Here is a 22948-nt window from a genome sequence, read left to right on the forward strand (position 1 = left end):
GCGCGGCTTTTACTCGGCCGCGGCCTTCTTCGCCGCTTCGCCGAACTTGGCGTGCAGTTCGCCCGAGGCGTAGCGCTTGGCCATGGTCGCGGTCGACAGGGCCTTGACCTTGTCGGCGTGGCCGGCCGAGCCGAACTGCACGAAGCGGTCCTGGCAGACCTTGCGCATGGCTTCCTTGGCGGGCTTCAGATAGGCGCGCGGGTCGAACTCGCCGGGCTTTTCCGCCAGAATCTTGCGGATCGCGCCGGTGATGGCCAGGCGGTTGTCGGTGTCGACATTGACCTTGCGCACGCCGTGCTTGATGCCGCGCTGGATCTCTTCGACCGGAACGCCCCAGGTCTGGGGAATGGCGCCGCCGTACTGGTTGATGATGTCCTGCAGGTCCTGGGGGACCGAGCTGGAGCCGTGCATCACCAGGTGGGTGTTGGGCAGGCGGTGGTGGATGTCCTCGATCACGTTCATGGCCAGGACGTCGCCGTCCGGCTTGCGCGTGAACTTGTAGGCGCCGTGGCTGGTGCCCATGGCGATGGCCAGGGCGTCGACGCCGGTCTGCTGCACGAAATCGACCGCCTGGTCGGGGTCGGTCAGCAGCTCGGCGTGGCTCAGCACGCCTTCGAAGCCGTGGCCGTCCTCGGCCTCGCCCATGCCGCTCTCGAGCGACCCGAGCACGCCCAGTTCGCCCTCGACCGACACGCCGCAGCTGTGAGCCATCTGGACCACCTTGCGGGTGACCTCGACGTTGTACTCGTAGGTGGCGGGGGTCTTGGCGTCTTCCATCAGCGAGCCGTCCATCATCACCGAGGTGAAGCCGTACTGGATCGCCGTGGCGCAGGTCGCCGGGCCGTTGCCGTGGTCCTGGTGCATGCACACCGGGATATTGGGATAGATCTCGGCCAGGGCGTCGATCATCCGGGCCAGCATGATGTCGTTGGCGTAGTTCCGCGCCCCGCGCGACGCCTGGATGATGACCGGCGAGTTGACGGCTTCGGCCGCCTCCATGATCGCCAGGCCCTGTTCCATGTTGTTGATGTTGAACGCCGGCAGCGCGTAGTCGTGCTCGGCCGCATGGTCCAAAAGCTGTCTTAGCGTGATCCTCGCCACGTGGTGTTCTCCTGCAAGCGTGAGTGTGTTGGGTCGTTTCTTGTTGTTGGGGCCTTTGACGCTTTGCGTTCTTCGCCCGTAGTCCGCGTCGAGTTTCCTCCGTCTCGACGGTCGTCCCTGAAGCCGTCCGCCCGGTCTCTCGCCGGGACGAACGGATCAGATTGAAACGCTTCGGCCCTAGGCCTCGAGGGCCGCGACGCCAGGAAGGGTCTTACCCTCCATCCATTCAAGAAACGCGCCGCCGGCCGTCGAGACGAAAGTGAAGTCGCTCGACACGCCCGCGTGGTTCAAGGCCGCCACGGTATCACCACCGCCAGCGACGGCGACGATCTTACCCGATTTGGCGAGTTTGGCGGCGTGTTTTGCCGCCGAAACAGTCGCTTCGTCGAACGGCGGCACTTCAAACACGCCGAGCGGGCCGTTCCAGATCAGGGTGTTGGAGGCGTCCATGGCCTCGATCAGGCGTTGAGCGCTCTTGGGGCCGGCGTCCAGGATCAGGTCGTCGGCCTGCACTTCGGAGAGTTCGCGGGTCTGGGCGTCGACGCCCGGAGCGACCTTCTTGGCCACCACCACGTCGATGGGCAGCAGCAGCTGGCAGCCGCTCTTTTCCGCCGTGGCGATGATTTGGCGGGCGGTGTCGGCCAGGTCCTTTTCGCAGAGCGAACCGCCCACGTCGTGGCCCTGGGCGAACAGGAAGGTGTTGGCCATGCCGCCGCCGATCGCCAGGCGATCCAGCTTGGCGACCAGGTTGTTGAGCAGGTCGAGCTTGGTCGAGACCTTGGAGCCGCCGACGATGCCCAGCACGGGCTTCTTGGGATTGCCGAGCGCGGCGTCCAGGGCGTCCAGCTCGCGCTGCATGGCCAGGCCCGGATAGGACGGCAGCAGGCGGGCCAGGGCTTCGGTCGAGGCGTGGGCGCGGTGGGCGGCGCTGAAGGCGTCGTTGACATAGAGGTCGCCGTTGGCGGCCAGCTGGGCGGCGAAGTCGGCGTCGTTCTTCTCTTCGCCGGCGTGGAAGCGGACGTTCTCGAACAGGGCGACGCCGCCGTTCTCCAGGCCGTCGACCACGGCCTTGGCTTGCGGCCCGACGGCGTCGGCGGCGAAGGCGACCGGCTGCTCCAGCAGCTTGGACAGCGGCTCGGCCACGAAAGCCAGGCTCATCTCCGGCACGACCTTGCCCTTGGGGCGGTCGAAGTGGGCCAGCAGGATGACCTTGGCGCCCTTGGTCGACAGGTAGTGGATCGTCGGCAGGGCCGCGCGCAGGCGGGTGTCGTCGGTGATCTTGCCGCCGTCGACGGGCACGTTGAAGTCCACCCGGACCAGGGCGCGCTTGCCGGCGAGATCGGCGGTGTCGAGGGTGCGGAAGGGCATGACGAACTCGTTGTTGGAGGAGCGTTCAGAGGACGCGATAGACTTGCGCGGTGTGATCGGCGGGAGGCGCGACGAGAGCGGGCAGGAACATCCCGCCGGTAATGGCGCCGGCGATGGCGAAATGCGCCCACCGCGCCTTGCCGCGATGGCGCAGGCCGACCCAGACGAGGGCCGCAAGCCATAGCACCGCAAAGGTAAGCAGCATCAGCAACTGGATGCCTGAAGGGGTGGACCAGGCCCGAGCGAGCAACGGAAAAACGAAAGGAAGAGCGATCAAGGTTGGGCCGCCGACAAAGGCGCCCAACCAGATCAGGCCGGTCGCGGCCCAGAGCAGGATTTGCTTGGGCCGCTCCGTCATCAGAGGAACTTCGCCATTTCCAGAGCGGTGTCGCTCATGCGGGTCGCGAAGCCCCATTCGTTGTCGTACCAGCTGAGCACGCGGACCAGCTTGCCCTCGATGACCTGGGTCTGGGGCAGGGCGGCCGTCGAGCTGGCGGCGATGTGGTTCATGTCGTGCGAGACCAGCGGGTCGGTGGTGGTGAACAGCACGCCGTTCATCGGGCCGTCGGCGGCGGCCTTCAGGGCGGCGTTGACCTCTTCGACGGTGGTGTCGCGCGACGGCACGACCTTCAGGTCGATGACCGAGACGTTCGGGGTCGGCACGCGGATCGACGAGCCGTCCAGCTTGCCCTTCAGGGCCGGCAGCACCAGGCCCAGGGCCTTGGCGGCGCCGGTCGAGGTCGGGATCATGCTGAGACCCGCGGCGCGAGCGCGGTAGAGGTCCTTGTGCATGGTGTCCAGCGTCGGCTGGTCGCCGGTGTAGCTGTGGATCGTGGTCATGTAGCCACGCTCGATGCCGGTCAGGTCCTGCAGCACCTTGGCCACCGGGGCCAGGGCGTTGGTGGTGCACGAGCCGTTCGAGACGATGATGTCGTCGGCGGTCAGGACCTCGTGGTTGACCTTGTAGACGATGGTCTTGTCGGCGCCGTCGGCGGGGGCCGAGACCAGCACGCGCTTGGCGCCGGCTTCCAGGTGCAGGGCGGCCTTGTCGCGAGCGGTGAAGATGCCCGTGCACTCGAACGCGATGTCGACGTTCAGTTCCTTGTGCGGCAGGTCCTTGGGGTCGCGGATCGCCGTGACCTTGATCTTGCCCATGCCGATGTCGATCCAGTCCTCGCCGGACGTGATCGTGCCGGGGAAGCGGCCGTGGACGCTGTCGTAGCGCAGCAGGTGGGCGTTGGTCTCGACCGGGCCCAGGTCGTTGATGGCGACGACCTCGATGTCGCGGCGCGCATGCTCGGCGATGGAACGCAGGACGAGACGTCCGATCCGGCCGAAGCCGTTGATGGCGACGCGAATGGCCATGAGGTCTTTCTCCTAACGAGCGTTCGGCCGGGTCGACCGACGTTACCTTGATTTTGCAGCGCGTTTTGCGGTGCGGGGCGGGGAAGTCAACCCCAAGAAACCTCCGCGAGCGCTCACATAGGATGAGCTATTGTGATCCGCACGGTTTCATCGCCCAATTGTCGCCATGGCGGGTGGCGAAGCCGACGGCAGTCTATATGTTGCGCTGCATGAAGTTTGGACGATGCCGATGACCCCGGGCGAAGGAAACGCCCTCGAACTGGCCGCGCGCCGCCTGGAGCGCGCCGTCAGCCAGTTGGAACAGAAGATCGCCGCCGAACGCGCGGCGCGTCCGGTCGTGGCCGCGTCCGGCGAGCCGGGCCTGTTCGACGCCGACGTCGAGGCCGAGTCCAAGGCCGCGCGCCTGTCGCTGGACCTGGAGGCCGCCCGCGCTCGCGAGAAGGCGCTGGAGGAGGCCGGCGAGCAGGCTTCCGAAGCCCTGGGCCGCGCCATCGCCGAGATCCGCGCCGCCCTGGGCGACGAGAGCCTGATCACCGAAGGCGTCCATGACGACGACGAGGAAGACGAGGAGGGCGCTGAAGAGGGCGACCTGTTCGGCGGCTTCGACGACGGCGTGACGGAAAGGGAGGCCTGAGCATGGCCCAACTGACCATCCAGGTGAACGGCCGCCCCTACACCGTCGGCTGCGAGGACGGGCAGGAAGCCCACCTGCTGGAAATCGCCCGCCTGTTCGACCGCCAGGTCCGCCAGGTCAGCCAGGATGTCGGCCAACTGGGCGAGACGCGCCTGTTCCTGATGGGCGCCCTGCTGCTGGCCGACGAGCTGTCGGACCTGAAGCTGCGCCTGGCCCACGCCCAGTCCGAACTGGCCCGCCTGCAGACCGAGCAGACGCGGGTGGAGATCCGGGCGATCAAGGCGCTTGACGCGGCGTCCGAGAAGATCGAGGCCCTGGTTCAGGGGTAGGCTTGATCCCTCTCTCATAGAGAGAGGGAGGGGCCCGCCGCGAAGCGGTGGGAGGGTGAGAGGTTACACTCTCTCAGAACCAAGCTCCGACGAAGACGCCCGATACCGGCGGCCGCATCAGTGGCGTGAAATCTCGCTCCCTTTTTTGAAATGCCCAACGGCTCCGGATTTGCCGGCTGGCGGTGAAACCTCTCACCCTCCCACCACCTGCGGCGGCGGACCCCTCCCTCTCTCAAAGAGAGAGGGTTCAAGGGGGCAATGACGGTTGAAGGAATGGCGGGTGTTGAGGCCGCCCGACAACCTGTAGCGTTCCGAACGGGATCCCACCTGTTCAGGAGAGCAGCATGCGAAAATCCACGCTCTTGGCCGACAGCACGCGGCGGGCCGCGATGATCATGGGCCTAGCGGCGGCGTTCTGCGCCCCCACCGCCCACGCCCAGGGCGCCAAGGCCAGCTCCGCCGCCGAGTTCGCGCGGATGGCCGACCAGCTCAAGCCCGGCCAGTGGGTGTGGGCGTCGCAGATCGCGCCCAAGGGACCGTTGCTGGTCTATGTCGACCTGTCGCGCCAGCTGGCCACGGTCTATCGCAACGGCGTGCGGATCGCGGTCAGCACCATCTCGTCCGGCCGCGAGGGCTACGAGACCCCGACCGGCGTGTTCACGATCCTGCAGAAGGACGCCGACCACAAATCCAACAAGTACAACAGCGCCCCCATGCCCTATCAGCAGCGGCTGACCTGGGACGGGGTGGCGCTGCACGCCGGCGGCCTGCCGGGCTATCCCGAGAGCCATGGCTGCGTGCACATGCCGATGGGCTTCTCAAAGGAACTGTTCAAGATCACCACCCTGGGGGCGACCGTGGTGGTGGCCGGCGACGCGGCCAAGCCGATGCAGGCCAGCGACGCGCCGCTTTTGGCGCCGATCGACGCCTCCGGCGCGCCACGTCCGCTGGAGACCCTGGCCGACCAGGACTATCGCTGGACGCCCGAGCGCGCCCCGACCGGCCCGCTGACCATCGTGGTTTCCAAGCGCGACCAGGCCATCGTCGTGCTGCGCAACGGTGTCGAGATCGGCCGCAGCCGCGCCCAGATCGCCGACGACGATCCCGGCACCCACGTCATCAACCTGACCACCGGTCCGGGCGGCGCCCCGCGCTGGATCTATGTCGGCGTGCCGGGCCACGACGCCGACGCCGGCCAGGCGCTGGACGAGGCGATCCTCAACCGCGTGAAGCTGCCGCGCGGCTTCTACGAGGCGGTGAAGGGCCAGCTGAAGCCCGGCGCGACGATCCTGGTCACCCAGTCCAGCGTCGGCGAGGGCGAACCGGGCCGGCCTCTGACGATCCTGGACAGCGTGACGCCGACCCCGTGAGGGGGGGGGCGAAACCTCGTCCTTCGACAAGCTCAGGATGAGGTTTTCGAATGTCGGGGCCTACACAATGGTCCTCATCCTGAGCTTGTCGAAGGACGAGGACCACGCACCTCGGCTTGATGTCGCCTGCTACCCCCGCAACAGCTCCGCCAACACCGCCAGCCCCCGCTCCGCCGCTTCCGGCTCGGCCAGGCTGAAGTTCAGTCGGATCGTCGGGCTCGCCCCGCCTTCGGCCAGGAAGTGGCTCCCAGGCGTGAACAGCACGCCGCGCTCCACGGCTTTCTTGAGCAAAGCCTCGACATCGGTGCCGTCGGCCAGGGTCAGCCAGAAGAACAGGCCGCCGGGCGGCAGCGACCACGAGGCCAGGTTGCCCAGATGCCGGGTCAGGGCGTCGGCGAAGGCGTCGCGCTTGCCGCGATAGAGCGCGGCGACCTGCGCCATGCGCTCGGCGCGGCCCGGATCGTTCAGATACTGCAGCACCATCCATTGGCTGAGCCGGTTGGTGTGCAGGTCGGCCGCCTGTTTCAGCTGGACCAGCAGGGGAAAGAGGTCCGGCGAGGCGGTCAGGTAGCCCAGGCGCAGGCCCGGCGCGACGGTCTTGGAGAACGAGCCCTGATAGATCCACGAGCCGCCCGCCATGCCGGCGCTGACCGGCGTGCGGTCGCTGGGCTCATAGACCAGGTCGCGATAGGGATCGTCCTCGAACAGGATCACGTCGTTGGCCAGGCAAGCCTTCGCCATCGCCTCGCGCTCGGCGGCGCTCCAGCAATGGCCGCTGGGGTTCTGGAAGGTGGGGATGACGTAGGCCATGGACGGAGGGGCGTCGGCCCAGCTGCCGCCGGGCGCGCTTCGGTCGATGATCTCGAACCGCGCGCCGTAGAAGCGGAACACCTGCAGGGCGGCCAGATAGGCCGGCGACTCCACGGCCAGGGTCACGCCCGCGTCGACCACCAGCTTGGCGGCCAGGTCGATGCCCTGCTGCGAGCCCGACAGCACCAGGATGCGGTCGGCGTCGGTGTCCAGGCCCAGGGCGACCAGGTCCTGCGCGATCCGCTCGCGCAGGGCCGGCTCGCCCTCGGTGGGGCCGTATTGCAGCAGGTCGCGCGGCGGCGGCGGCAGGTCCAGCCCCGCGAAGGTCTCGGGCGAGGGCAGGCCGCCGGCGAACGAGATCATGCCCGGACGCTGCGACACGTTGAGCATGTCGCGCACCGGCGAGGGCTTGATGTCACCGCTCCGCACCGACAAACGCGCCATCGCCGACCTCCCGCCTAACAGTGTCAATGATCTTGACCTATCGACAGAATGAGCGCGGGCGACCTATTGTGTCAATATGGTTGACCTGGATAATCCTGCCTCTGATGGCGATATGCATGAGGCGATCGAGCAATTCTATTTCGCCTATCGTGGCTTCACGGATCGTCCCGACCGCATTCTGGAGAAGCGCGGCCTGGGACGGGTGCATCACCGCATCCTCTATTTCATCGGCCGCAGGCCGGATGTCTCGGTGCGCGGGCTCCTGGATCTGCTGGCGGTCAGCAAGCAGGCCCTGAACGCGCCCCTGCGCCAACTGATGGAGATGGGCCTGGTCGGCGCCGAGGCCTCGCCCGACGACCGCCGCGTCAAGCGCCTGAGCTTGACCGAGGCGGGCCGCAAGCTGGAAGCCGAACTCACCGAAGCCCAGACCCGGCACCTGCGCGCGGCGTTTGATCGGGCGGGGGCGCAGGCGCAGCAAGGGTGGAGCGCGGTGATGGGGGAGTTGATTGGCAAATAAAGCCTCCCCCTGTGGGGGAGGTGTCGGCGCAGCCGACGGTGGGGGGAGTGATCGGCAGGCGGCCACAGCCTGGATCTTCGATCTTAAAACTCCCCCCACCGATCGCTACGCGATCGCCTCCCCCACAGGGGGAGGCTTTAAATTCCATCATCCCGCGTCAATGCGGCGCTGGCGCAACGTCCCCCGAACGCCTATCTTCCTCCACGGCGGGTCTGCTGTGGCCCTCGTCGAAGATTTCTATTCCCAGGGACCTTAATCTCTCTATCGGGACCTGTTCCCTCCCGTGGCCGTGGCTGCGGGAACACGGGGCCCACCTGTAACTAACAGGTTCGAGTGGATTGAAACGTCTTCACGGTTCTTCACGGCGCCGCCACCTTTCCCCCATATAGACGGCATGACCATCGCCGATCCCGCCGTCGCCAAGGCCGCCCTGCGGCTGTTCGTTCGCAATCGCCGCAAGGAGCTGGCCCGCGAACATCCCGAAGCCGACTGGATGATCGTCGAGGTGGCCCGCGGCCCGCTGACGGCCCGCTTCCCCGACCCCCAGGGCAAGGTCGCCGCGCTCTATGCCGGCATCGGCGCCGAGATCGACGCCCGCCGCCACCTGGCCGCCTGGCTGATCGAGCAGGGCTGGACCCTGGCCCTGCCGCGCGTCGAGGGTGAGGACGGCCACATGGTTTTCCGCCAATGGGCCCCGGGCGACGCGCTGGTCCACGACGAGGCCGGCCTCAACGCGCCCGAAGAGACCCAGCCCGCGCTCGAGCCCGACCTGGTGATCACGCCGCTGCTGGCCTTCGACCGCGAGGGCCGGCGCCTGGGCCAGGGCGGCGGCTATTACGACCGGGCGCTGGACGCCCTGCGCGCCCGCAAGCGCGTCTTTGTCCTGGGCCTGGGCTATGTGGGCCAAGAGACACAGGGCCTGCCCGATGAACCCCACGACCAACGATTGGACGCCATCCTGACCGAAAGCGAGTATATCGCCGTCCAAGAGGACTGAAATTATGCGTTTTGCTTTCTTCGGCGACGTCGTGGGCAAGTCGGGCCGCGACGGCCTGGCCGACCACCTGCCGGCCCTGCGTCGCCAGCTCCAGCTGGAGTTCGTGATCATCAACGCCGAGAACGCCGCCGCCGGCTTCGGCATCACCGAGAACACCGCCCGCGAGCTGTTCGAGGCCGGGGCCGACTGCCTGACCCTGGGCAATCACAGCTGGGACCAGCGCGAGGCCTTGACCTACATCGTGCGCGAGCCGCGCCTGATCCGTCCGGCCAACTACCCGATCCTGTCCGACGCCCCGGGCCGGGGCAGCCACCTGTTCCAGACCGAGGGCGGCCGCACCATCATGGTGATCAACCTGCTGGGCCGGGTGCACATGGACGCCATGGACGACCCCTTCGCCGCCGCCGATCGCGAGCTGGACAAGGCCCCGCTGGGCCAGGTGGCCGACGCGGTGGTGGTCGACATGCACTGCGAGGCCACCTCCGAGAAGATGGCCATGGGCCACTATTGCGACGGCCGCGCCAGCCTGGTGGTCGGCACCCACACCCACGTGCCCACCGCCGACGCCCAGATCCTGCCCGGCGGCACCGCCTACCAGACCGACGCGGGGGCCTGCGCCGACTATGACAGCGTGATCGGCAACCAGAAGGAAGAGCCCCTTCGCCGGTTCACCACCAAGATCAGCGGCGGCCGTTATACCCCCGCCAGCGGGCCGGCCACGGTCTGCGGCGTGTTCGTCGAGACCGACGACCGCACCGGCCTGGCGGTCCGCGTCGAGCCGATCCGCGTGGGCGGCCGGCTGAAGGAAACCATTCCAGAGTTGGCCTAGGGAGCCCGCCGATGGTCGCGATCCGGTTCAAGCAGGCGGACGCGTCGGCGCCCTGGACCGCCGAGGGGGGTCGCTATCGCATGGAACATGTCGGCGCTCGGGTGGGGTCCACCTGGGTCCTGCATGTGGACGACCAGGTCGTGGCGTTTCCCCTCGAGTTCATCGAGTCGCGGCCCCTGACCGAGCTCGAACGCGAAGGGCGCGCCGGCGAGCTCGATCCGCAGTTCTACCGGGTGCGCCTGGACGGGGACGAGGCCTTGGCCCGGAAGCAGGTCGGTCAATGGACCTGCCGCGAGATCTACCAGGCCTTCTACGAGACTTATCTGAACAGCTCGCCGATGAACTTCCCGCACCGGCTGTGCGAGGTGTCGTTCGACAAGGACGTCATGCGCGACGCCTGCGACAAGGCCGGCGTCTAGAGCGGCCGGCCCATCCGGTCGAGCTGACCAAGGTTCGGTGAATTCTCCAGGCGACGACGCTTGCGCCTGTCATGGCTTGGGCCAACAGTCGCGGCGCGATCTCAACCCGCCTAACGGAGCACTCCCCATGACCGACGCCATCTATACCGCCCACGCCCACGCCGTCGGCGGCCGCGAAGGCACCGCCAAGACCGACGACGGTCACCTGGACGTCAAGCTGGGCTACCCCAAGTCGATGGGCGGCAACGGCGAGGGGACCAATCCCGAACAGCTGTTCGCGGCCGGCTACGGCGCCTGCTTCCTGGGCGCGCTGGGCCTGGTGGCCCGCAGCCAGGGCGTCAAGCTGGGCGAGCACAGCCTGGACGTCGAGGTCGACCTGATCAAGGACGACACCAGCTTCCACGTCGGCGCCCGCCTGACCCTGAACGCGCCGGACCTCGACGCCGAGACGGCCGAAAAGCTGCTGCACGCCGCCCACCAGGTCTGCCCGTACTCGAAGGCCACGCGCGGCAATATCGAGGTCGAGCTGAAGGTCGCCTAAGACTGATCGGGCCGGGGACACGCGCATGCGCGTGTCCCCGTCTAGCGCGGTCGTCGCTCCACGATCCGGCCGACGATCAGCTCGTCGATCTCCAGCCGGCGGATCCGCGCCTTGCCGATCGACAGGCGGCCGATGGCCAGGGCCCCGATCGCGATCGCTCCCACCGCCAGCGCGCCCACCGCCAGGCCGCCCAGCGCGGCCGCGCCCGTCGACAGGGCGCCCACGGCCGCGGCGCCGGTCGCGGTCGCCGGCGGCGCGACGTCATCGTCCTCTCCGACCCCCTGGATGTGCTCGTGGGCCGCCAGGCGCGCCGGGTCGAACGGTTCGGACGGGAAATCGGACGGGGTCATCAAGCGGGCTCCAGCGAACGTTTCGCTGCTTGGAGGATGACAATGTAGGGGCTGGGGCGCTAGAAGCGCCGCCTACCTTTTCATTCGCAGACACAAGAGAAGAGCCCTCCGCATGGCCGGCCACTCGAAATTCAAGAACATCATGCACCGCAAGGGCCGCGCCGACGCCGCGCGCTCCAAGCTGTTTTCCAAGCTGTCGCGGGAAATCACCGTGGCGGCCAAGGCGGGCCTGCCGGACCCGAACATGAACCCGCGCCTGCGCCTGGCCGTGAACAACGCCAAGGCCGAAAGCCTGCCCAAGGACGTCATCGACCGCGCGATCAAGAAGTCGCAGATGGGCGACGCGGCCGACTATAGCGAGATCCGCTACGAGGGCGTGGCCGCCGGCGGCGTCGGGATCATCGTCGAGGTGCTGACCGACAACAAGAACCGCGCCGCCGCCAATGTCCGCTCCTACTTCACCAAGATGGGCGGCAACCTGGGGGCCACCGGCTCGGTGACCTTCAACTACGACCGCGTCGGCCAGGTGTCGTACCCGGCCAAGGTCGCCAGCGAAGACGCCATGATGGAAGCCGCCATCGAGGCCGGCGCCGACGACGTGGTGTCGGACATGGACGAAGAGGGCGAAGGCCACACGGTCTACACCGCCTTCGAAGACCTCAACGACGTGGCCGCCGCCCTGGAAGCCAAGTTCGGCCCGGCGTCCAACACCAAGATCGCCTGGCGCCCCAAGAGCCAGGTGCCGGTCACCGGCGACGCCGTGGCCACCCTGATGAAGCTGCTCGACGCCCTCAACGACGACGACGACGTCCAGGACGTCTACTCCAACGAAGAGATCAGCGACGAAGACGCCGCGAAGCTGGGCTGATCCGTGATCCTTCTCCCCTTGCGGGAGAAGGTGGCCCGAAGGGCCGGATGAGGGGTCTCTCAAAAGCTTGAGCCGCGCCTGGCCTGACCGCCGGCGCGGCTTTTGCGTTCGTCGACCCCTCACCCGACGGTCGCGCGGACCGCCACCCTCTCCCGCAGGGGGAGAGAGATTCCCCTGGTTCCTCACGCGCCCTCGTTCTCCCCTGAACGGATTCCGCAAGCTGAAGTGTTTGGTTCCCGGCCGCATGCTGGGAAACGCCATGGAACGTCTTCGCTTTCGCACGATCGGGGAGATCCTCTACGAGGTGATGACCGGGCTGCTGTTCTATCCGCGCACCCTGTGGCGGGTGCTGCTGTGGCCCGCCGAGGCCGAGCGGGACGCGGCGGGGCCGTCGCCGGATCTGGTCAGCCCGCCGCTGTTCCTGTTCCTCTCCATCCTGCTGGCCCACGCCCTGGACCTGTTCCTGCGCAGCGCGCTGGGCGACGCGGCCCAGCCTCCCGGCCTGGGCCCGCTGCTGTTCCGCGTCGTGGCCTTCAGCCTGTTTCCGCTGGTGATGGCGACGGGGACGCTGCGGCGCCAGGGAAGCCCCGTCGACCACGCGACCCTGCGCGAGCCGTTCGAGCTGCAGTGCCTGTGCGCCGCGCCCTTCGCCCTGTCGCTGTCGGTGGCCGTGATCCTGGTGGTCTCGCCGGCCGGATCGGTCCGCCTGGTCGGCGTGACGATCGGCGTGGCGGCGATCGCCTGGTACCTGTGCGTGCAGACCCGCTGGCTGCGCCGACGCCTGGCCGTGGGCGGTTTCCAGGCCTTTCGCACGGCGACCTGGCTGTTCGTGCTGGCCCTGGCCTGCTGCCTGCCGCCCGCCCTGCTGATCCTGGGCGCGCCGCGCGCGCAGGCGGGCTGAAATCCTTTTGGGTCCAGGCCGTCGAGCCGCTTCCCGGCGCCCCGGCGGCCGCGCTATGCTGGCGCCATGCCGCTGCGCTTGCACATCGATACCGACTGCGGCGTGGACGACGCCCTGGCCCTGGCCATGCTGGCGCGCTCGCGCGACGCGGTGGACGTGGTCTCGGTCTCGGCGGTGTTCGGCAACACCTATGTCGACCAGTCCGCCGCCAACGCGCGGGGCGTGCTGCGCCTGGCCGGCTGTCCGGCCGAGGTCTATATCGGCGCCGGCTCGGGCGTGGCCAAGCGGCGCGTCGAGCGGATGCGGCCCGCCCACGGGGTGGACGGCCTGAACGGCGCCGGCTTCTCCCAGCGCTGGAAGCTGCCCGAACTGGACCGGGGGCAGGGCGGCAGCCTCTTGGCCTTTCGCGCAAGAGCGCGGGTGGCGGGATTGTTCCTGGGGCCCCTGACCAACCTGGCCAACGGCCTGCTGGAGGACGCCGGCGCTTTTCGCGGCTGGCGGCCCACGATCATGGCCGGGGCCTTCGGCGTCGAGGGCAAGGCGGCCGGCGGGGCCGATTTCAACACCTGGAGCGACGCCGAGGCCCTGGCCCGGGTGCTGGAGCGCGGGGTGATGCCGCGCCTGGTGCCGCTGGACGTCACCGCCCAGGTCACCCTGACCGCCCAGGCCATGGCCGAGGGCTCGACCGCCTGCGGCTCGCCGCTTTCGGCGCGCCTGAACAAGGCTCTGGGACCCTACATGGCGTTCCATCGCACGGCCTGGGGCCTGGAGGCCGGCTGCCATCCGCACGACGCGGTGGTCGCCGCCAGCCTGGTGGCGCCCGAGCTGTTCGTCTTCGAGCCCGCGCGCCTGCGGGTGAAGACCGACGGCGAGCATCTGGGCCGCGTCGAGCGGATCGAGGGCGAACCCAACGCCGAGCTCTGTGTTTCGGTCGACGCGCCGGCCGTCCAGGCCCTGCTGCTGGAACGGCTGTTCTGCGCGCCGGTTCTGAACCCGGCCTGAGCCACCCCAAGCTTAAGGTTTCGTTAGGGAAGTCACGGCTTTTCCTGGGAGGCGAAACCGGCGATGGTGCGAGAACACATGATGAACGCGAATCGCACGCCTATCCGAATCCTGGGGCTCGACCCCGGCCTGCGCCGCACCGGTTGGGGCGTGGTCAGCGTCGAGGGCTCGCGCATGAGCCACGTCGCCCACGGGGTGATCGCGCCCGACGACAAGGCCGAGTTCGCCAGCCGCCTGCTGCATCTGTTCGAGGGCATCTGCGCCGTCATCGACGAGCACAAGCCCGACGAGGCGGCGGTTGAGGAGGTGTTCCTCAACACCAACGCCCAGTCGACGCTGAAGCTGGGCCACGCCCGCGCCGCCGCCCTGATCGCCCCCGCGCGGGCCGGCCTGCTGGTCGCCGAGTATTCGACCCGCCTGGTCAAGAAGGCGGTGGTCGGCACGGGGGCGGCCGACAAGGCCCAGATCGGCTTCATGATCGCCCGCTTGCTGCCCACGGCCGGCAAGACCACGGCCGACTGCGCCGACGCCCTGGCCGTCGCCATCACCCACGCCAACCTGCGCGTCGCCAACCGGAGAGTGGCATGATTGGTCGTCTCAGAGGGGCCGTCGCCGAGATCGGCGAGGAAGAGGCCCTGATCGACGTGATGGGCGTCGGCTATGTCGTGCGCTGCGGCTCGCGGACCCTGCAGCGCCTGCCGGCGCTGGGCGAAGAGGCGCTGCTGCACATCGAGAGCCAGTGGAGCGAGAGCGCCGGCCTGCGGCTGTACGGCTTCGGCTCACGCGAGGACCGCAAGGCCTTCGTGCTGTTGCAGGCCATCCAGGGCGTGGGCCCCAAGGCGGCCATGGCGGTGCTGGACGTGCTGTCGCCGGCCGAGCTGGCCTCGGCGGTGGCGCGCGAGGACAAGGCGGCGGTCGGCCGGGCCTCGGGCGTGGGTCCGAAGCTGGCCATCCGGATCGTCACCGAGCTGAAGGGCAAGCCGATCACCGACGGGCCGGTGTTCATGGGCGCGCCGACCACCGTGGCGGCGGCGCCCGCCAAGCCGGCCCCGACCGGCGACGCGGTGGCGGCGCTGATGGGCCTGGGCGTGGCCGAGGTCAACGCGCGGCGGGTGGTGGAAGCGGCGGCTGCAAAGTTGGGTGACGAGGCGACGGTCCAGGCGCTGATCAAGGCCGGTCTGCAGGAGTTGGGGCGGTGAGGGCTCGGAACACTCCCCCCACCGGCCCTTCGGGCCGCCTCCCCCACAGGGGGAGGGCCTGCGCACTTAGGTCCTCCCCCTGTGGGGGAGGTGTCGGCGCAGCCGACGGAGGGGGGATATGACCCGCATCATCTCCGGCGAAGCCCAGCAAGGCGAACAGATCCCCGGCGCCAGCGACCGCGCCATGCGTCCCCAGACCCTGGCCGAGTTCGTCGGCCAGGAGCAGGCCAAGGGCAATCTGCGCATCTTCATCGAGGCGGCCAAGGGCCGGGGCGAGGCCCTGGACCACGTGCTGCTGTTCGGCCCGCCCGGCCTGGGCAAGACCACCCTGGCCCAGATCGTCGCCCGCGAGCTGGGCGTCAACTTCCGCGCCACGTCCGGTCCGGTGCTGAACAAGGCCGGCGACCTGGCGGCGATCCTGACCAACCTCGAAGCCAACGACGTCCTGTTCATCGACGAGATCCACCGCCTGCCCTCGACCGTGGAGGAGATCCTCTATCCGGCCATGGAGGACCATGTGCTGGACCTGGTGATCGGCGAGGGGCCCTCGGCGCGCTCGATCCGCATCGATCTGGCGCCCTTCACCCTGGTGGCGGCCACCACGCGGGCCGGCATGCTGGCCACGCCGCTGCGCGACCGCTTCGGCATTCCGATCCGCCTGGAGTTCTACACCCCGGCCGAGCTGCGCCACGTACTGCTGCACGCCGCCCGCAAGATGGGCGCGCCGCTGTCGGACGACGGGGCCGACGAGATCGCCAAGCGGGCCCGGGGCACGCCCCGCGTCGCCGGCCGCCTGCTGCGCCGCGTCCGCGACTTCGCCGCCGCCGATGGGGCGACCGTGATCGACCGCAAGGCCGCCGGCATGGCCCTGGCGCGTCTTGAAGTGGATGAGAGTGGGCTCGACTCCCTGGACCGCCGCTACCTGCGCGCCATGATCGACAACTACGGCGGCGGCCCGGTCGGCGTCGAAACCATCGCCTACGCCATCGCCGAGGCCCGCGACGCGGTGGAAGACGTCATCGAGCCGTACCTGATGCAGCAGGGTTTCATCCAGCGCACCCCGCGCGGGCGCATGGCGTGCGGCAAGGCCTATCTGCACCTGGGCCTGACCGAGCCGGTCTCGGCGCCCCAGATCACGAGCAAGATCGTGCAGGGCGGGCTGTTCGGGGAAGAGTGAACGCTCTCCGCCGAGGGAGCGGAAATACAATCGGGCTTTGCGTCGCCACAACCGGAAGCTATCCAAGCCTTGCCAGGGGGAGGGCGCTCATGGGTCGCGGCGACGTCATCGAGGTTCCGAAGGCCAACCGGCCGCCCGATCCCATGGCCGCGCCCAAACGGCCCAACGTCTGGACCTTCCACACCGCCGTTCCGCCAGACCAGGTCGGCGCGCGCCTGGCGGCGACGGTCGGGACCGACGTCGGCCCCGGCGGCGCCGAGCCTGTCGTGGGCGCCATCACGCCGACCGACGCGACGCTCCATCGCCGCCCCACCAGCCGCAAGAGCCTGAAGTTTGCGCTGACTTTGGACTGGACGGCGCAGGCGGAGGGCAGCCTTGTGACCTGCCGCGCGCGCCTGCCGGTCGAGATCGTGCTGTTCATCGGCGCCTGGATGGTCTTCACCCTGTTGTCGCTGGGCGCGGTTCCGGGAGCGCTGGTGGCGCTCGCCACGCACGCGGACCATGTCGCCGGCTTTCGCCGCGGCTCGCCTGTTTCGCACCTGATCGACCCGCTGGTGACGATGGCGGTCGGCTACGGCCTTTTCAGGAGCATGCGAGCGTTCGCCGAGCGTGACCGGGTCTTCCTGATGGACCACGTCACCCGCGTGCTCGAGGCGGGGCCGATCCGCGAGGGACGGGAGGACCTCAGAGCAGCGCCCATTCCCCCTTCGGGAGCGAGCCCGCTATAACCGGACCATGACCGATCTTCCCCACCCCACCGCCGGCGTCTTCGACGGCCGCGAGCACCAGCTGCCCGTGCGCATCTACTACGAGGACACCGACTTTTCCGGCATCGTCTACCACGCCAACTATCTGCGCTATTTCGAGCGGGGGCGGAGCGATTTCTTCCGGATGGTGGGGATCTCGCACACCGAGCTGGCCCAGGCCGACACGGCGTTCGCGATCACCCGCATGGAGCTGGACTTCAAGCGGGCCGCGCGGATCGACGACGCCCTGGTGGTGCGCACCACCTACGACCGCGTGAAGGGCCCGCGGCTGTTCGTCAGCCAGCGGATCACCCGGGGCGAGGAGCTGATCTGCCAGGCCAAGGGCGAGGCGGTGTGCATCACCCTGGACGGCCGCCCACGCAAGCCGACGGCGGAGATGCTGGCCCAACTGGCGCCATGGCTGGAAGTTCAGGCCTAGGCCGACAAAAAACCCACTCCCTCACCCGTTGTCATAGTTTCACCATTGCCCCGCTTCATGTCAGTAAGGGCGCAACGGAACCCCGGAAGGCGCGCTATCAACCTTCCAGCCCACTGACGCCCCCCATTGACGCCCCAACGGAGCTGACCCCGCATGGACGCCGCCGCAGGCCCGCAGAGCTTTTCCTTCATTTCGCTGTTCCTCCAGGCCGACTGGGTGGTCAAGGCGGTGATGATCGGTCTGATCCTGGCGTCGCTGGGCTCGTGGGCGGTGATCATCGACAAGCTGTTCCGCTTCTCGTCGCTGAACAGCGCCGCCAACCGATTCGAGGACCAGGTCGGCTCGGGCCAGGGGCTGGAGGAGGTCGCCGCCCAGGCCGGCGCCAATCCCAAGCATCCGTTGCCGCGCATGCTGCAGGCCGCGCTGAAGGAATGGCGCGACGCCAAGGCCAAGGGCCCGATCGGCGAGGCCCAGGCCGCGTTCCTGATCCAGCGCATCGACCGCATGAACGACACCCTGATCTCGCGCGAGACCGGCAAGGCCGAGGAAGGCCTGGGCAGCCTGGCCATCGTCGCCACCGCCAGCCCGTTCATCGGCCTGTTCGGCACGGTCTGGGGCATCATGCACGCCTTCCAGAACATCGCCCTGTCGAAGAACACCTCGCTGGCCGTGGTCGCCCCGTCGATCGCCGAGGCCCTGTTCGCCACCGCCATCGGCCTGATCGCCGCCATCCCGGCCTATATCGCCTACAACAAGTTCTCGACCGACGCGGGCAAGTACGCCGGCCGCCTGGAGAACTTCGCCGACGACCTGTCGACGGCCATCCAGCGTCGCCTGAGCGAGCGGGTCTAGTCGCATGGCGATGTCAGCCAACGACGCCTTCGCCACCGGCGGCCGTCGCGGTCGCCGTCGTCGCGGCCGCCGGGGCAAGGGCGCCCTGTCGGAGATCAACGTCACCCCGCTGGTCGACGTCATGCTGGTGCTGCTGATCATCTTCATGATCAGCGCCCCACTGCTGACCGCCGGCGTGCCGCTGGAGCTGCCCAAGACCGAGGCCGCCGCCCTGCAGAACCAGCAGGAGCCGATCACCGTCTCGATCAAGGCCGACGGCAGCGTGTTCATCGGCGAGGGCGAGGCGCCGTTCGCCGAGTTGGCCCCGCGCCTGCAGGCCATCGCCGGCGACGGCTACGACAAGCCGATCTTCGTGCGCGCCGACGGCAAGGCCAACTACGCCACCGTGGCCCAGGTGATGGCGGCGCTGTCCAACGCGGGCTTCGCCAAGATCAACCTGCTGACCGACACCGGCGGCCCGTCTTCCGGCGCCTCGGCGAAAACCACGGACGCGGGCGCCCTGCGTCCGGCGCAGTAGGGTGACCGCGCGGTGAGCTATCGCGAGGACAGGACCAATTTCTCTCCGGCGCTGGTCGGCTCGATCGCGCTGCACGGCGCGATCGTGGTCGCGATCCTGATCGGTCCGTGGAAGCCGTCCAAGCCGGTGATCATCGGCGAGAGCGTGCCGATCACCGTCGTCACCCAGGGGCCCACCAACGTGCGGCCCGCGATCGAGGACGTGGTCGACCAGACCGCCCAGACCGAGGAACCGACGCCCGAGGCCCAGCCTCAGCCGCCGGCGCCCGTGCCTGCTCCGGTCCCGACCCCGGCCCCCGCGCCGCCGAAGACCGCCGCGCCGGCCCCGACGCCCAAGCCCACCCCGACCAAGCCGGCTCCGGCCAAGCCCGAGCCGGACTTCTTCGCCTCGCTGGAAAAGACCCTGGCCAAGACGCCCAAGGCGGCCGGCAAGCCGGTGGCCAACGCGCCCAAGGGGCCGACCCGTCCGGAGACCGCCACCCAGGCCCGTCCGGGCGCCGGCGCCATGACCGGCCTGCAGGCCGCGGCGATCAACGGCATGAAGGACGAGATCCAGCGGCGCTGGAACCCCAACTGCGAGGTCGAGGGCGGCGGCGCGGTGCAGGTCAAGGTCAGCTTCAAGCTGGCCACCGGCGGCCGTATCGTCGGCCAGGTGACGGCCGGCGACGCCGAGCGCTCGCCCGATCCGGTGGTCAAGGCCGCCGCCGACCGGGCCATTCGCGCGGTCTATCAATCGGCGCCCTTCGAAGGCCTGCCGCCGGACTACTATGGCCAGCAACTCAATTTGAACTTCAAGGCGCGCGACGCTTGCGCGGCGCGATAGGGAGGACACCGAGCATGAACCTGAAGTCCGTCTTCGCCGGATTGGCGACCGCCGCCGTCCTGGCCGTGTCCATGGCCGCGCTCGCGCCCACCGTCGCCCGCGCCCAGATCGAGGTCGACATCGACAAGGGCGCGGTCAAGCCGCTGCCCGTGGCCATCCCCGCCTTTTCGGGCGGCGGCCAGCGCGGCGCCGACATCGCTCAGGTCATCAGCGGCAATCTCGAGCGCTCGGGCCTGTTCCAGCCGCTGAACGTGTCCAACGTCGCCGACAAGCTGGCCGACGTGAACGTCCAGCCGCGCTTCCCCGACTGGCAGGCCACCGGGGCCCAGGCCCTGATCAACGGCCAGGTCACGGTGGGCGCCGACGGCACGCTGCGCGTCGACTTCCGCCTGTGGGACACCTTCAGCCAGCAGCAGCTCCTGGGCCTGCAGTTCACCTCGACCGCCGAGAACTGGCGGCGCGTGGCCCACAAGATCAGCGACGCGGTCTATGAGCGGCTGACTGGCGAGAAGGGCTATTTCGACACCCGCGTGGTGTTCGTCGCCGAGAGCGGCGGCAAGCTGGCCCGGGTCAAGAAGCTGGCGATCATGGACCAGGACGGCGCCAACCCGCAGTACCTGACCGACGGCTCCTACATCGTCATGACCCCGCGCTTCTCCTCGACCAGCCAGGAGATCACCTACATGGCGCTGCGGCCCACGGGGTCGAGCATCTACCTGACCAATCTGGAGACCGCCCGCACCGAGACCATCGGCAAGTTCCCGGGCATGGTCTTCGCCCCGCGCTTCTCGCCGGATGGCAGCAAGGTGGCCTTCTCGGTCGAGAAAGGCGGCAACAGCGACATCTACGTGATGGACCTGCGCAGCCGGCAGTCGACGCGGATCACCACCGATCCGGCCATCGACACCTCGCCCTCGTTCTCGCCGGACGGCAGCCGGATCGTGTTCAACTCCGACCGCGGCGGCCAGGCCCAGCTCTATGTGATGAACGTCGACGGCAGCGGCGTGCGCCGCATCTCGTACGGCGGCGGTCGCTACACCACCCCGGTGTGGAGCCCGCGCGGCGACTTCATCGCCTTTACCAAGCAGACCGGCGGCGAATTCCACATCGGCGTCATGCGCGCCGACGGCGGCGACGAGCGCCTGCTGACCACCAGCTACCTGGACGAAGGCCCCACCTGGGCGCCCAATGGCCGGGTGCTGATGTTCTCGCGCGAGGGCTCCAGCGGCAATTCGCGGCTGTGGACCGTGGACATCACCGGCCGCATCCTGCGCCCCGCCGCCTACCAGGGCGCGGCGTCCGACCCGGCCTGGTCGCCCCTGCTGGATTGATTTCTTAGCTTTCCTTTTCTTCCCAACATCCCGACGAAGGTCGGGACCCAAGCCGAGGTGACGGGAGGTGGCGCGGCCATCCCGTGCGTCGGCGCCTGCCTTGATAGGCCGCTTGGGTCCCGGCCTTCGCCGGGATGTTGGCGTGAGGGGCGCGCGATCATCGATCCACACGACTTTCACGCAACCTCTGCCGTAACCGCGCGTTGCCCTAAAGTCGTTCATCCGACGTTCACGCGTCGGGTGAAACCACGTGGGCGTGCGACAATCTGACGCCATTGTGAGGTCGAAGGTGAATTTGGCGCGTCGTCGCGAAGGCTACACGCGCTAGAAGTATGAACCTTGGCCGTGGACTTGAGGAGAAACTGGATGAGCTTCGACACCCAACGCGTCGCTAGACTGGCGATGATCGGCCTGGCGGCCGCCTCGCTCGCCGCCTGTGCTTCGCGGCCGAAGCCCGCGGGCCCCGCGGCGCCGACGCAGCCGGCCCCCAGCGAGCCCGCTCCGTCGTATCCGCAACAAGCCCCGCAGTCGCCGCCGAACCAAGGCCCGCTGCCGGGCACGGTGCAGGACTTCGTGATCAACATCGGTGAGCGGATCTATTTCGACACCGACAGCTACGACGTCCGCAGCGACGCCCAGCCGACCCTGGCCGCCCAGGCCCAATGGCTGAACCGCTATCCGGCCGTGCGCGTGCGCATCGAAGGCAACGCCGACGAACGCGGCACCCGCGAATACAACCTGGCCCTGGGCGCGCGCCGCGCCAACGCCGTCCGCGAATTCCTGGTCGGCCAGGGCGTCTCGGGCTCGCGCATCGAGACCCTGTCGTACGGCAAGGAACGCCCGATCGACGCCGGCTCGAGCGAAGACTCGTGGGCCAAGAACCGTAACGCCCGCACCGCCATCACCGACGGCGCGCGGTAATTGATCTTCCCCTTCCCCCTCAACGGGGGAAGGGCTTCCAACAGGTTGTCATCCCGGAAGCGCGTCGCGCTGTCCGGGACCCAGGGGTGGCCGCAAGGCGTTGGCCCAGTCTCCTGGGTCCCGAACAGTCTCTGCGAGGCTTCCGGGATGACAACGTTTTGAGATGCCGCCAGGCGCGAAGTCGTTTCATCGTGGCGCTCCGACCTTTGGCCGCACTTTTGTCCGCAACCGGGGCATAATCGCCGACATGAAGCTGAAAGCCGCTCTGCTCGCCTCCGTCCTGGCGCTGACCACCATGCCCGCGCTCGCCCAAACCGCCATGCCCGATCCGCTGGACGACCGCTCGGTCAAGCGGCTGGACAAGATGGAGAAGGTGGTGCGCGAGCTGCGCGCGATCGTCTTCCAGGGCCGTGACACCGGCAAGCCCGTGGTCGTCCAGGCCGCCGAGACCGACGCCCAGATTTCCGCCCTGTCGGACCAGCTGAAGGATCTGGAACAGACCCTGACGCGGCTGAACGGCCAGAACGAGACCCTGACCCACGACCTGGACGTGGCCCGCCGCGCCAATGACAGTGAAAAGGCCCGCGCCGACGCGCTGGACCAGCGCCTGGCCGCCCTGGAAAAGCGCCTGGCCGACCAGGAGGCCGCCGCGGCCGCCGCCGTCGCCGCGCCTCCGGCCGCTCCGGCCGCGCCCGTCGCCGCCGCGAACGATCCCGCCGCCGCCTTCAAGTCGGCCCGCCAGCTGCTGCTGGACGGCGATTACGGCGGCGCCGAACAGGCCTTCGCCGGCTATGTCGCGACCTATCCCGACAGCGCAAAGGCCCCCGAGGCCCGCTACTGGCTGGGCGAGACCCAGTTCGTGCGCGAGGCCTATGGCGACGCCGCCGGCAATTATCTGGGCGCGGTGCGCGGCTGGCCGCAGACCAGCTGGGCGCCCGACGCGGTGCTGAAGCTGTCGCGCTCGCTGGTGGCCCTGAAGAAGCCCGCCGACGCCTGCAAGACCCTGGACGAACTGGCCAAGCGCTACCCCAAGGCCCCGGCGGCGGTGACCTCCAAGGCCGCGACGACGCGCGCCCAGGCCAAGTGCGCGGCTTAGGGT

28 protein-coding genes are annotated in these 22948 nt (G+C 68.9%); 22 read left to right on the plus strand and 6 right to left on the minus strand.

Annotated features, from left to right (window positions below):
• Positions 1-9: 9 nt before the first annotated feature.
• The 4 genes from fba to gap form a co-directional block, all read right to left on the minus strand.
• Positions 10-1101, minus strand: coding sequence for a class II fructose-bisphosphate aldolase (gene fba, locus G3M62_RS03805; protein ID WP_165184850.1), 1092 nt, complete (start codon positions 1099-1101; stop codon positions 10-12).
• Between the two features lie 177 nt (positions 1102-1278).
• Positions 1279-2469 carry a phosphoglycerate kinase gene (locus tag G3M62_RS03810; protein WP_165184852.1) on the minus strand — a complete coding sequence of 397 codons (1191 nt, stop codon included), beginning with the start codon at positions 2467-2469 and terminating at the stop codon, positions 1279-1281.
• A 25-nt stretch (positions 2470-2494) separates the two neighbouring features.
• Complete coding sequence (locus G3M62_RS03815) at positions 2495-2827, minus strand: hypothetical protein (RefSeq protein ID WP_165184853.1); 333 nt, start codon at positions 2825-2827, stop codon at positions 2495-2497.
• Positions 2827-3834, minus strand: coding sequence for a type I glyceraldehyde-3-phosphate dehydrogenase (gene gap / locus G3M62_RS03820; protein WP_165184855.1), 1008 nt, complete (start codon positions 3832-3834; stop codon positions 2827-2829). The genes G3M62_RS03815 and gap overlap by 1 nt, the downstream gene beginning before the upstream one ends.
• A 229-nt stretch (positions 3835-4063) precedes the next feature.
• Between gap and G3M62_RS03825 the strand changes: the two genes are divergently transcribed.
• The 3 genes from G3M62_RS03825 to G3M62_RS03835 all read left to right on the plus strand — a co-directional run bounded on the left by G3M62_RS03825 (position 4064) and on the right by G3M62_RS03835 (position 6167).
• The gene (locus G3M62_RS03825) at positions 4064-4468 is read left to right on the plus strand and encodes a hypothetical protein (RefSeq protein ID WP_165184857.1); all 405 of its coding nucleotides are present in this window, start codon (positions 4064-4066) and stop codon (positions 4466-4468) included.
• 2 nt (positions 4469-4470) lie between these two features.
• The gene (locus G3M62_RS03830) at positions 4471-4797 is read left to right on the plus strand and encodes a cell division protein ZapA (protein WP_012284839.1); all 327 of its coding nucleotides are present in this window, start codon (positions 4471-4473) and stop codon (positions 4795-4797) included.
• 344 nt (positions 4798-5141) lie between these two features.
• Complete coding sequence (locus tag G3M62_RS03835) at positions 5142-6167, plus strand: L,D-transpeptidase (protein WP_165184858.1); 1026 nt, start codon at positions 5142-5144, stop codon at positions 6165-6167.
• Between the two features lie 129 nt (positions 6168-6296).
• Here the strand turns inward: G3M62_RS03835 and G3M62_RS03840 are convergent, their stop codons facing one another.
• Positions 6297-7421 carry an aminotransferase-like domain-containing protein gene (locus G3M62_RS03840; RefSeq protein ID WP_165184860.1) on the minus strand — a complete coding sequence of 375 codons (1125 nt, stop codon included), beginning with the start codon at positions 7419-7421 and terminating at the stop codon, positions 6297-6299.
• Positions 7422-7497: 76 nt separating this feature from the next.
• On the opposite strand from G3M62_RS03840, the gene G3M62_RS03845 reads away from it, so the two are divergent.
• The 5 genes from G3M62_RS03845 to G3M62_RS03865 all read left to right on the plus strand — a co-directional run bounded on the left by G3M62_RS03845 (position 7498) and on the right by G3M62_RS03865 (position 10724).
• On the plus strand, positions 7498-7938 hold the full coding sequence (locus tag G3M62_RS03845) for a MarR family winged helix-turn-helix transcriptional regulator (protein ID WP_165184861.1): 441 nt from the start codon (positions 7498-7500) through the stop codon (positions 7936-7938).
• A gap of 394 nt (positions 7939-8332) precedes the next feature.
• A complete protein-coding gene (locus tag G3M62_RS03850; RefSeq protein WP_165184863.1) occupies positions 8333-8935 on the plus strand; it encodes a 5-formyltetrahydrofolate cyclo-ligase in 603 nt (200 codons plus the stop codon).
• 4 nt (positions 8936-8939) lie between these two features.
• On the plus strand, positions 8940-9764 hold the full coding sequence (locus G3M62_RS03855; protein ID WP_165184864.1) for a TIGR00282 family metallophosphoesterase: 825 nt from the start codon (positions 8940-8942) through the stop codon (positions 9762-9764).
• A gap of 11 nt (positions 9765-9775) precedes the next feature.
• Positions 9776-10183, plus strand: coding sequence for a hypothetical protein (locus G3M62_RS03860; RefSeq protein ID WP_165184866.1), 408 nt, complete (start codon positions 9776-9778; stop codon positions 10181-10183).
• Between the two features lie 127 nt (positions 10184-10310).
• Positions 10311-10724: an organic hydroperoxide resistance protein gene (locus tag G3M62_RS03865; protein ID WP_165184867.1), complete on the plus strand. Its 414-nt coding sequence runs from the start codon at positions 10311-10313 to the stop codon at positions 10722-10724.
• 41 nt (positions 10725-10765) lie between these two features.
• Here the strand turns inward: G3M62_RS03865 and G3M62_RS03870 are convergent, their stop codons facing one another.
• Complete coding sequence (locus tag G3M62_RS03870) at positions 10766-11074, minus strand: hypothetical protein (RefSeq protein ID WP_205691939.1); 309 nt, start codon at positions 11072-11074, stop codon at positions 10766-10768.
• Between the two features lie 112 nt (positions 11075-11186).
• Between G3M62_RS03870 and G3M62_RS03875 the strand changes: the two genes are divergently transcribed.
• The 14 genes from G3M62_RS03875 (at position 11187) to ybgF (ending at position 22945) form a co-directional block, all read left to right on the plus strand.
• Complete coding sequence (locus G3M62_RS03875) at positions 11187-11942, plus strand: YebC/PmpR family DNA-binding transcriptional regulator (protein ID WP_165184869.1); 756 nt, start codon at positions 11187-11189, stop codon at positions 11940-11942.
• A 259-nt stretch (positions 11943-12201) separates the two neighbouring features.
• The gene (locus tag G3M62_RS03880; protein WP_165184870.1) at positions 12202-12843 is read left to right on the plus strand and encodes a hypothetical protein; all 642 of its coding nucleotides are present in this window, start codon (positions 12202-12204) and stop codon (positions 12841-12843) included.
• A 66-nt stretch (positions 12844-12909) separates the two neighbouring features.
• Positions 12910-13845, plus strand: a complete 936-nt coding sequence (locus tag G3M62_RS03885; protein ID WP_165184872.1) for a nucleoside hydrolase — start codon at positions 12910-12912, stop codon at positions 13843-13845.
• Positions 13846-13911: 66 nt separating this feature from the next.
• Complete coding sequence (ruvC, locus tag G3M62_RS03890) at positions 13912-14433, plus strand: crossover junction endodeoxyribonuclease RuvC (RefSeq protein WP_205692004.1); 522 nt, start codon at positions 13912-13914, stop codon at positions 14431-14433.
• Positions 14430-15044, plus strand: a complete 615-nt coding sequence (gene ruvA, locus G3M62_RS03895) for a Holliday junction branch migration protein RuvA (protein ID WP_165184875.1) — start codon at positions 14430-14432, stop codon at positions 15042-15044. Before ruvC ends, ruvA begins: the two co-directional genes overlap by 4 nt.
• A 118-nt stretch (positions 15045-15162) precedes the next feature.
• Positions 15163-16221 (plus strand): Holliday junction branch migration DNA helicase RuvB, encoded by a 1059-nt coding sequence (ruvB, locus tag G3M62_RS03900; RefSeq protein ID WP_165184876.1) that lies wholly within the window; start codon positions 15163-15165, stop codon positions 16219-16221.
• An 89-nt stretch (positions 16222-16310) separates the two neighbouring features.
• Positions 16311-16949 (plus strand): hypothetical protein, encoded by a 639-nt coding sequence (locus tag G3M62_RS03905; RefSeq protein WP_165184878.1) that lies wholly within the window; start codon positions 16311-16313, stop codon positions 16947-16949.
• 7 nt (positions 16950-16956) lie between these two features.
• A complete protein-coding gene (ybgC, locus tag G3M62_RS03910; protein ID WP_165184879.1) occupies positions 16957-17406 on the plus strand; it encodes a tol-pal system-associated acyl-CoA thioesterase in 450 nt (149 codons plus the stop codon).
• A 153-nt stretch (positions 17407-17559) separates the two neighbouring features.
• Positions 17560-18258 (plus strand): protein TolQ, encoded by a 699-nt coding sequence (gene tolQ, locus G3M62_RS03915; RefSeq protein ID WP_165184881.1) that lies wholly within the window; start codon positions 17560-17562, stop codon positions 18256-18258.
• A gap of 4 nt (positions 18259-18262) precedes the next feature.
• On the plus strand, positions 18263-18775 hold the full coding sequence (locus G3M62_RS03920) for an ExbD/TolR family protein (protein WP_165184882.1): 513 nt from the start codon (positions 18263-18265) through the stop codon (positions 18773-18775).
• 12 nt (positions 18776-18787) lie between these two features.
• Positions 18788-19597 (plus strand): energy transducer TonB, encoded by an 810-nt coding sequence (locus G3M62_RS03925; protein WP_165184884.1) that lies wholly within the window; start codon positions 18788-18790, stop codon positions 19595-19597.
• A 14-nt stretch (positions 19598-19611) separates the two neighbouring features.
• Positions 19612-20928 (plus strand): Tol-Pal system beta propeller repeat protein TolB, encoded by a 1317-nt coding sequence (gene tolB / locus G3M62_RS03930; RefSeq protein ID WP_165184885.1) that lies wholly within the window; start codon positions 19612-19614, stop codon positions 20926-20928.
• Between the two features lie 351 nt (positions 20929-21279).
• Entirely contained in the window at positions 21280-21849 is a 570-nt protein-coding gene (pal, locus tag G3M62_RS03935) for a peptidoglycan-associated lipoprotein Pal (RefSeq protein WP_165191184.1), read from the plus strand.
• 247 nt (positions 21850-22096) lie between these two features.
• Positions 22097-22945: a tol-pal system protein YbgF gene (ybgF, locus tag G3M62_RS03940; protein WP_165184887.1), complete on the plus strand. Its 849-nt coding sequence runs from the start codon at positions 22097-22099 to the stop codon at positions 22943-22945.
• Positions 22946-22948: the final 3 nt, after the last annotated feature.

The organism is Caulobacter soli (assembly GCF_011045195.1).
GTDB classification, from domain to species: Bacteria; Pseudomonadota; Alphaproteobacteria; order Caulobacterales; family Caulobacteraceae; genus Caulobacter; species Caulobacter soli.

Bases quoted from the DNA above. Each gene is read 5' to 3' on its own strand.
- G3M62_RS03830 (WP_012284839.1), top strand. From the start codon at position 4,471: ATGGCCCAACTGACCATCCAGGTGAACGGCCGCCCCTACACCGTCGGC.
- G3M62_RS03840 (WP_165184860.1), bottom strand. From the start codon at position 7,421: ATGGCGCGTTTGTCGGTGCGGAGCGGTGACATCAAGCCCTCGCCGGTG.
- G3M62_RS03815 (WP_165184853.1), bottom strand. From the start codon at position 2,827: ATGACGGAGCGGCCCAAGCAAATCCTGCTCTGGGCCGCGACCGGCCTG.
- ruvA (WP_165184875.1), top strand. From the start codon at position 14,430: ATGATTGGTCGTCTCAGAGGGGCCGTCGCCGAGATCGGCGAGGAAGAG.
- G3M62_RS03825 (WP_165184857.1), top strand. From the start codon at position 4,064: ATGACCCCGGGCGAAGGAAACGCCCTCGAACTGGCCGCGCGCCGCCTG.
- G3M62_RS03855 (WP_165184864.1), top strand. From the start codon at position 8,940: ATGCGTTTTGCTTTCTTCGGCGACGTCGTGGGCAAGTCGGGCCGCGAC.
- ruvB (WP_165184876.1), top strand. From the start codon at position 15,163: ATGACCCGCATCATCTCCGGCGAAGCCCAGCAAGGCGAACAGATCCCC.
- gap (WP_165184855.1), bottom strand. From the start codon at position 3,834: ATGGCCATTCGCGTCGCCATCAACGGCTTCGGCCGGATCGGACGTCTC.
- tolQ (WP_165184881.1), top strand. From the start codon at position 17,560: ATGGACGCCGCCGCAGGCCCGCAGAGCTTTTCCTTCATTTCGCTGTTC.
- G3M62_RS03880 (WP_165184870.1), top strand. From the start codon at position 12,202: ATGGAACGTCTTCGCTTTCGCACGATCGGGGAGATCCTCTACGAGGTG.
- G3M62_RS03810 (WP_165184852.1), bottom strand. From the start codon at position 2,469: ATGCCCTTCCGCACCCTCGACACCGCCGATCTCGCCGGCAAGCGCGCC.
- G3M62_RS03905 (WP_165184878.1), top strand. From the start codon at position 16,311: ATGGGTCGCGGCGACGTCATCGAGGTTCCGAAGGCCAACCGGCCGCCC.
- G3M62_RS03875 (WP_165184869.1), top strand. From the start codon at position 11,187: ATGGCCGGCCACTCGAAATTCAAGAACATCATGCACCGCAAGGGCCGC.
- G3M62_RS03860 (WP_165184866.1), top strand. From the start codon at position 9,776: ATGGTCGCGATCCGGTTCAAGCAGGCGGACGCGTCGGCGCCCTGGACC.
- G3M62_RS03920 (WP_165184882.1), top strand. From the start codon at position 18,263: ATGGCGATGTCAGCCAACGACGCCTTCGCCACCGGCGGCCGTCGCGGT.
- G3M62_RS03845 (WP_165184861.1), top strand. From the start codon at position 7,498: ATGGTTGACCTGGATAATCCTGCCTCTGATGGCGATATGCATGAGGCG.
- ybgC (WP_165184879.1), top strand. From the start codon at position 16,957: ATGACCGATCTTCCCCACCCCACCGCCGGCGTCTTCGACGGCCGCGAG.
- G3M62_RS03885 (WP_165184872.1), top strand. From the start codon at position 12,910: ATGCCGCTGCGCTTGCACATCGATACCGACTGCGGCGTGGACGACGCC.
- G3M62_RS03835 (WP_165184858.1), top strand. From the start codon at position 5,142: ATGCGAAAATCCACGCTCTTGGCCGACAGCACGCGGCGGGCCGCGATG.
- ybgF (WP_165184887.1), top strand. From the start codon at position 22,097: ATGAAGCTGAAAGCCGCTCTGCTCGCCTCCGTCCTGGCGCTGACCACC.
- G3M62_RS03865 (WP_165184867.1), top strand. From the start codon at position 10,311: ATGACCGACGCCATCTATACCGCCCACGCCCACGCCGTCGGCGGCCGC.
- tolB (WP_165184885.1), top strand. From the start codon at position 19,612: ATGAACCTGAAGTCCGTCTTCGCCGGATTGGCGACCGCCGCCGTCCTG.
- G3M62_RS03870 (WP_205691939.1), bottom strand. From the start codon at position 11,074: ATGACCCCGTCCGATTTCCCGTCCGAACCGTTCGACCCGGCGCGCCTG.
- G3M62_RS03850 (WP_165184863.1), top strand. From the start codon at position 8,333: ATGACCATCGCCGATCCCGCCGTCGCCAAGGCCGCCCTGCGGCTGTTC.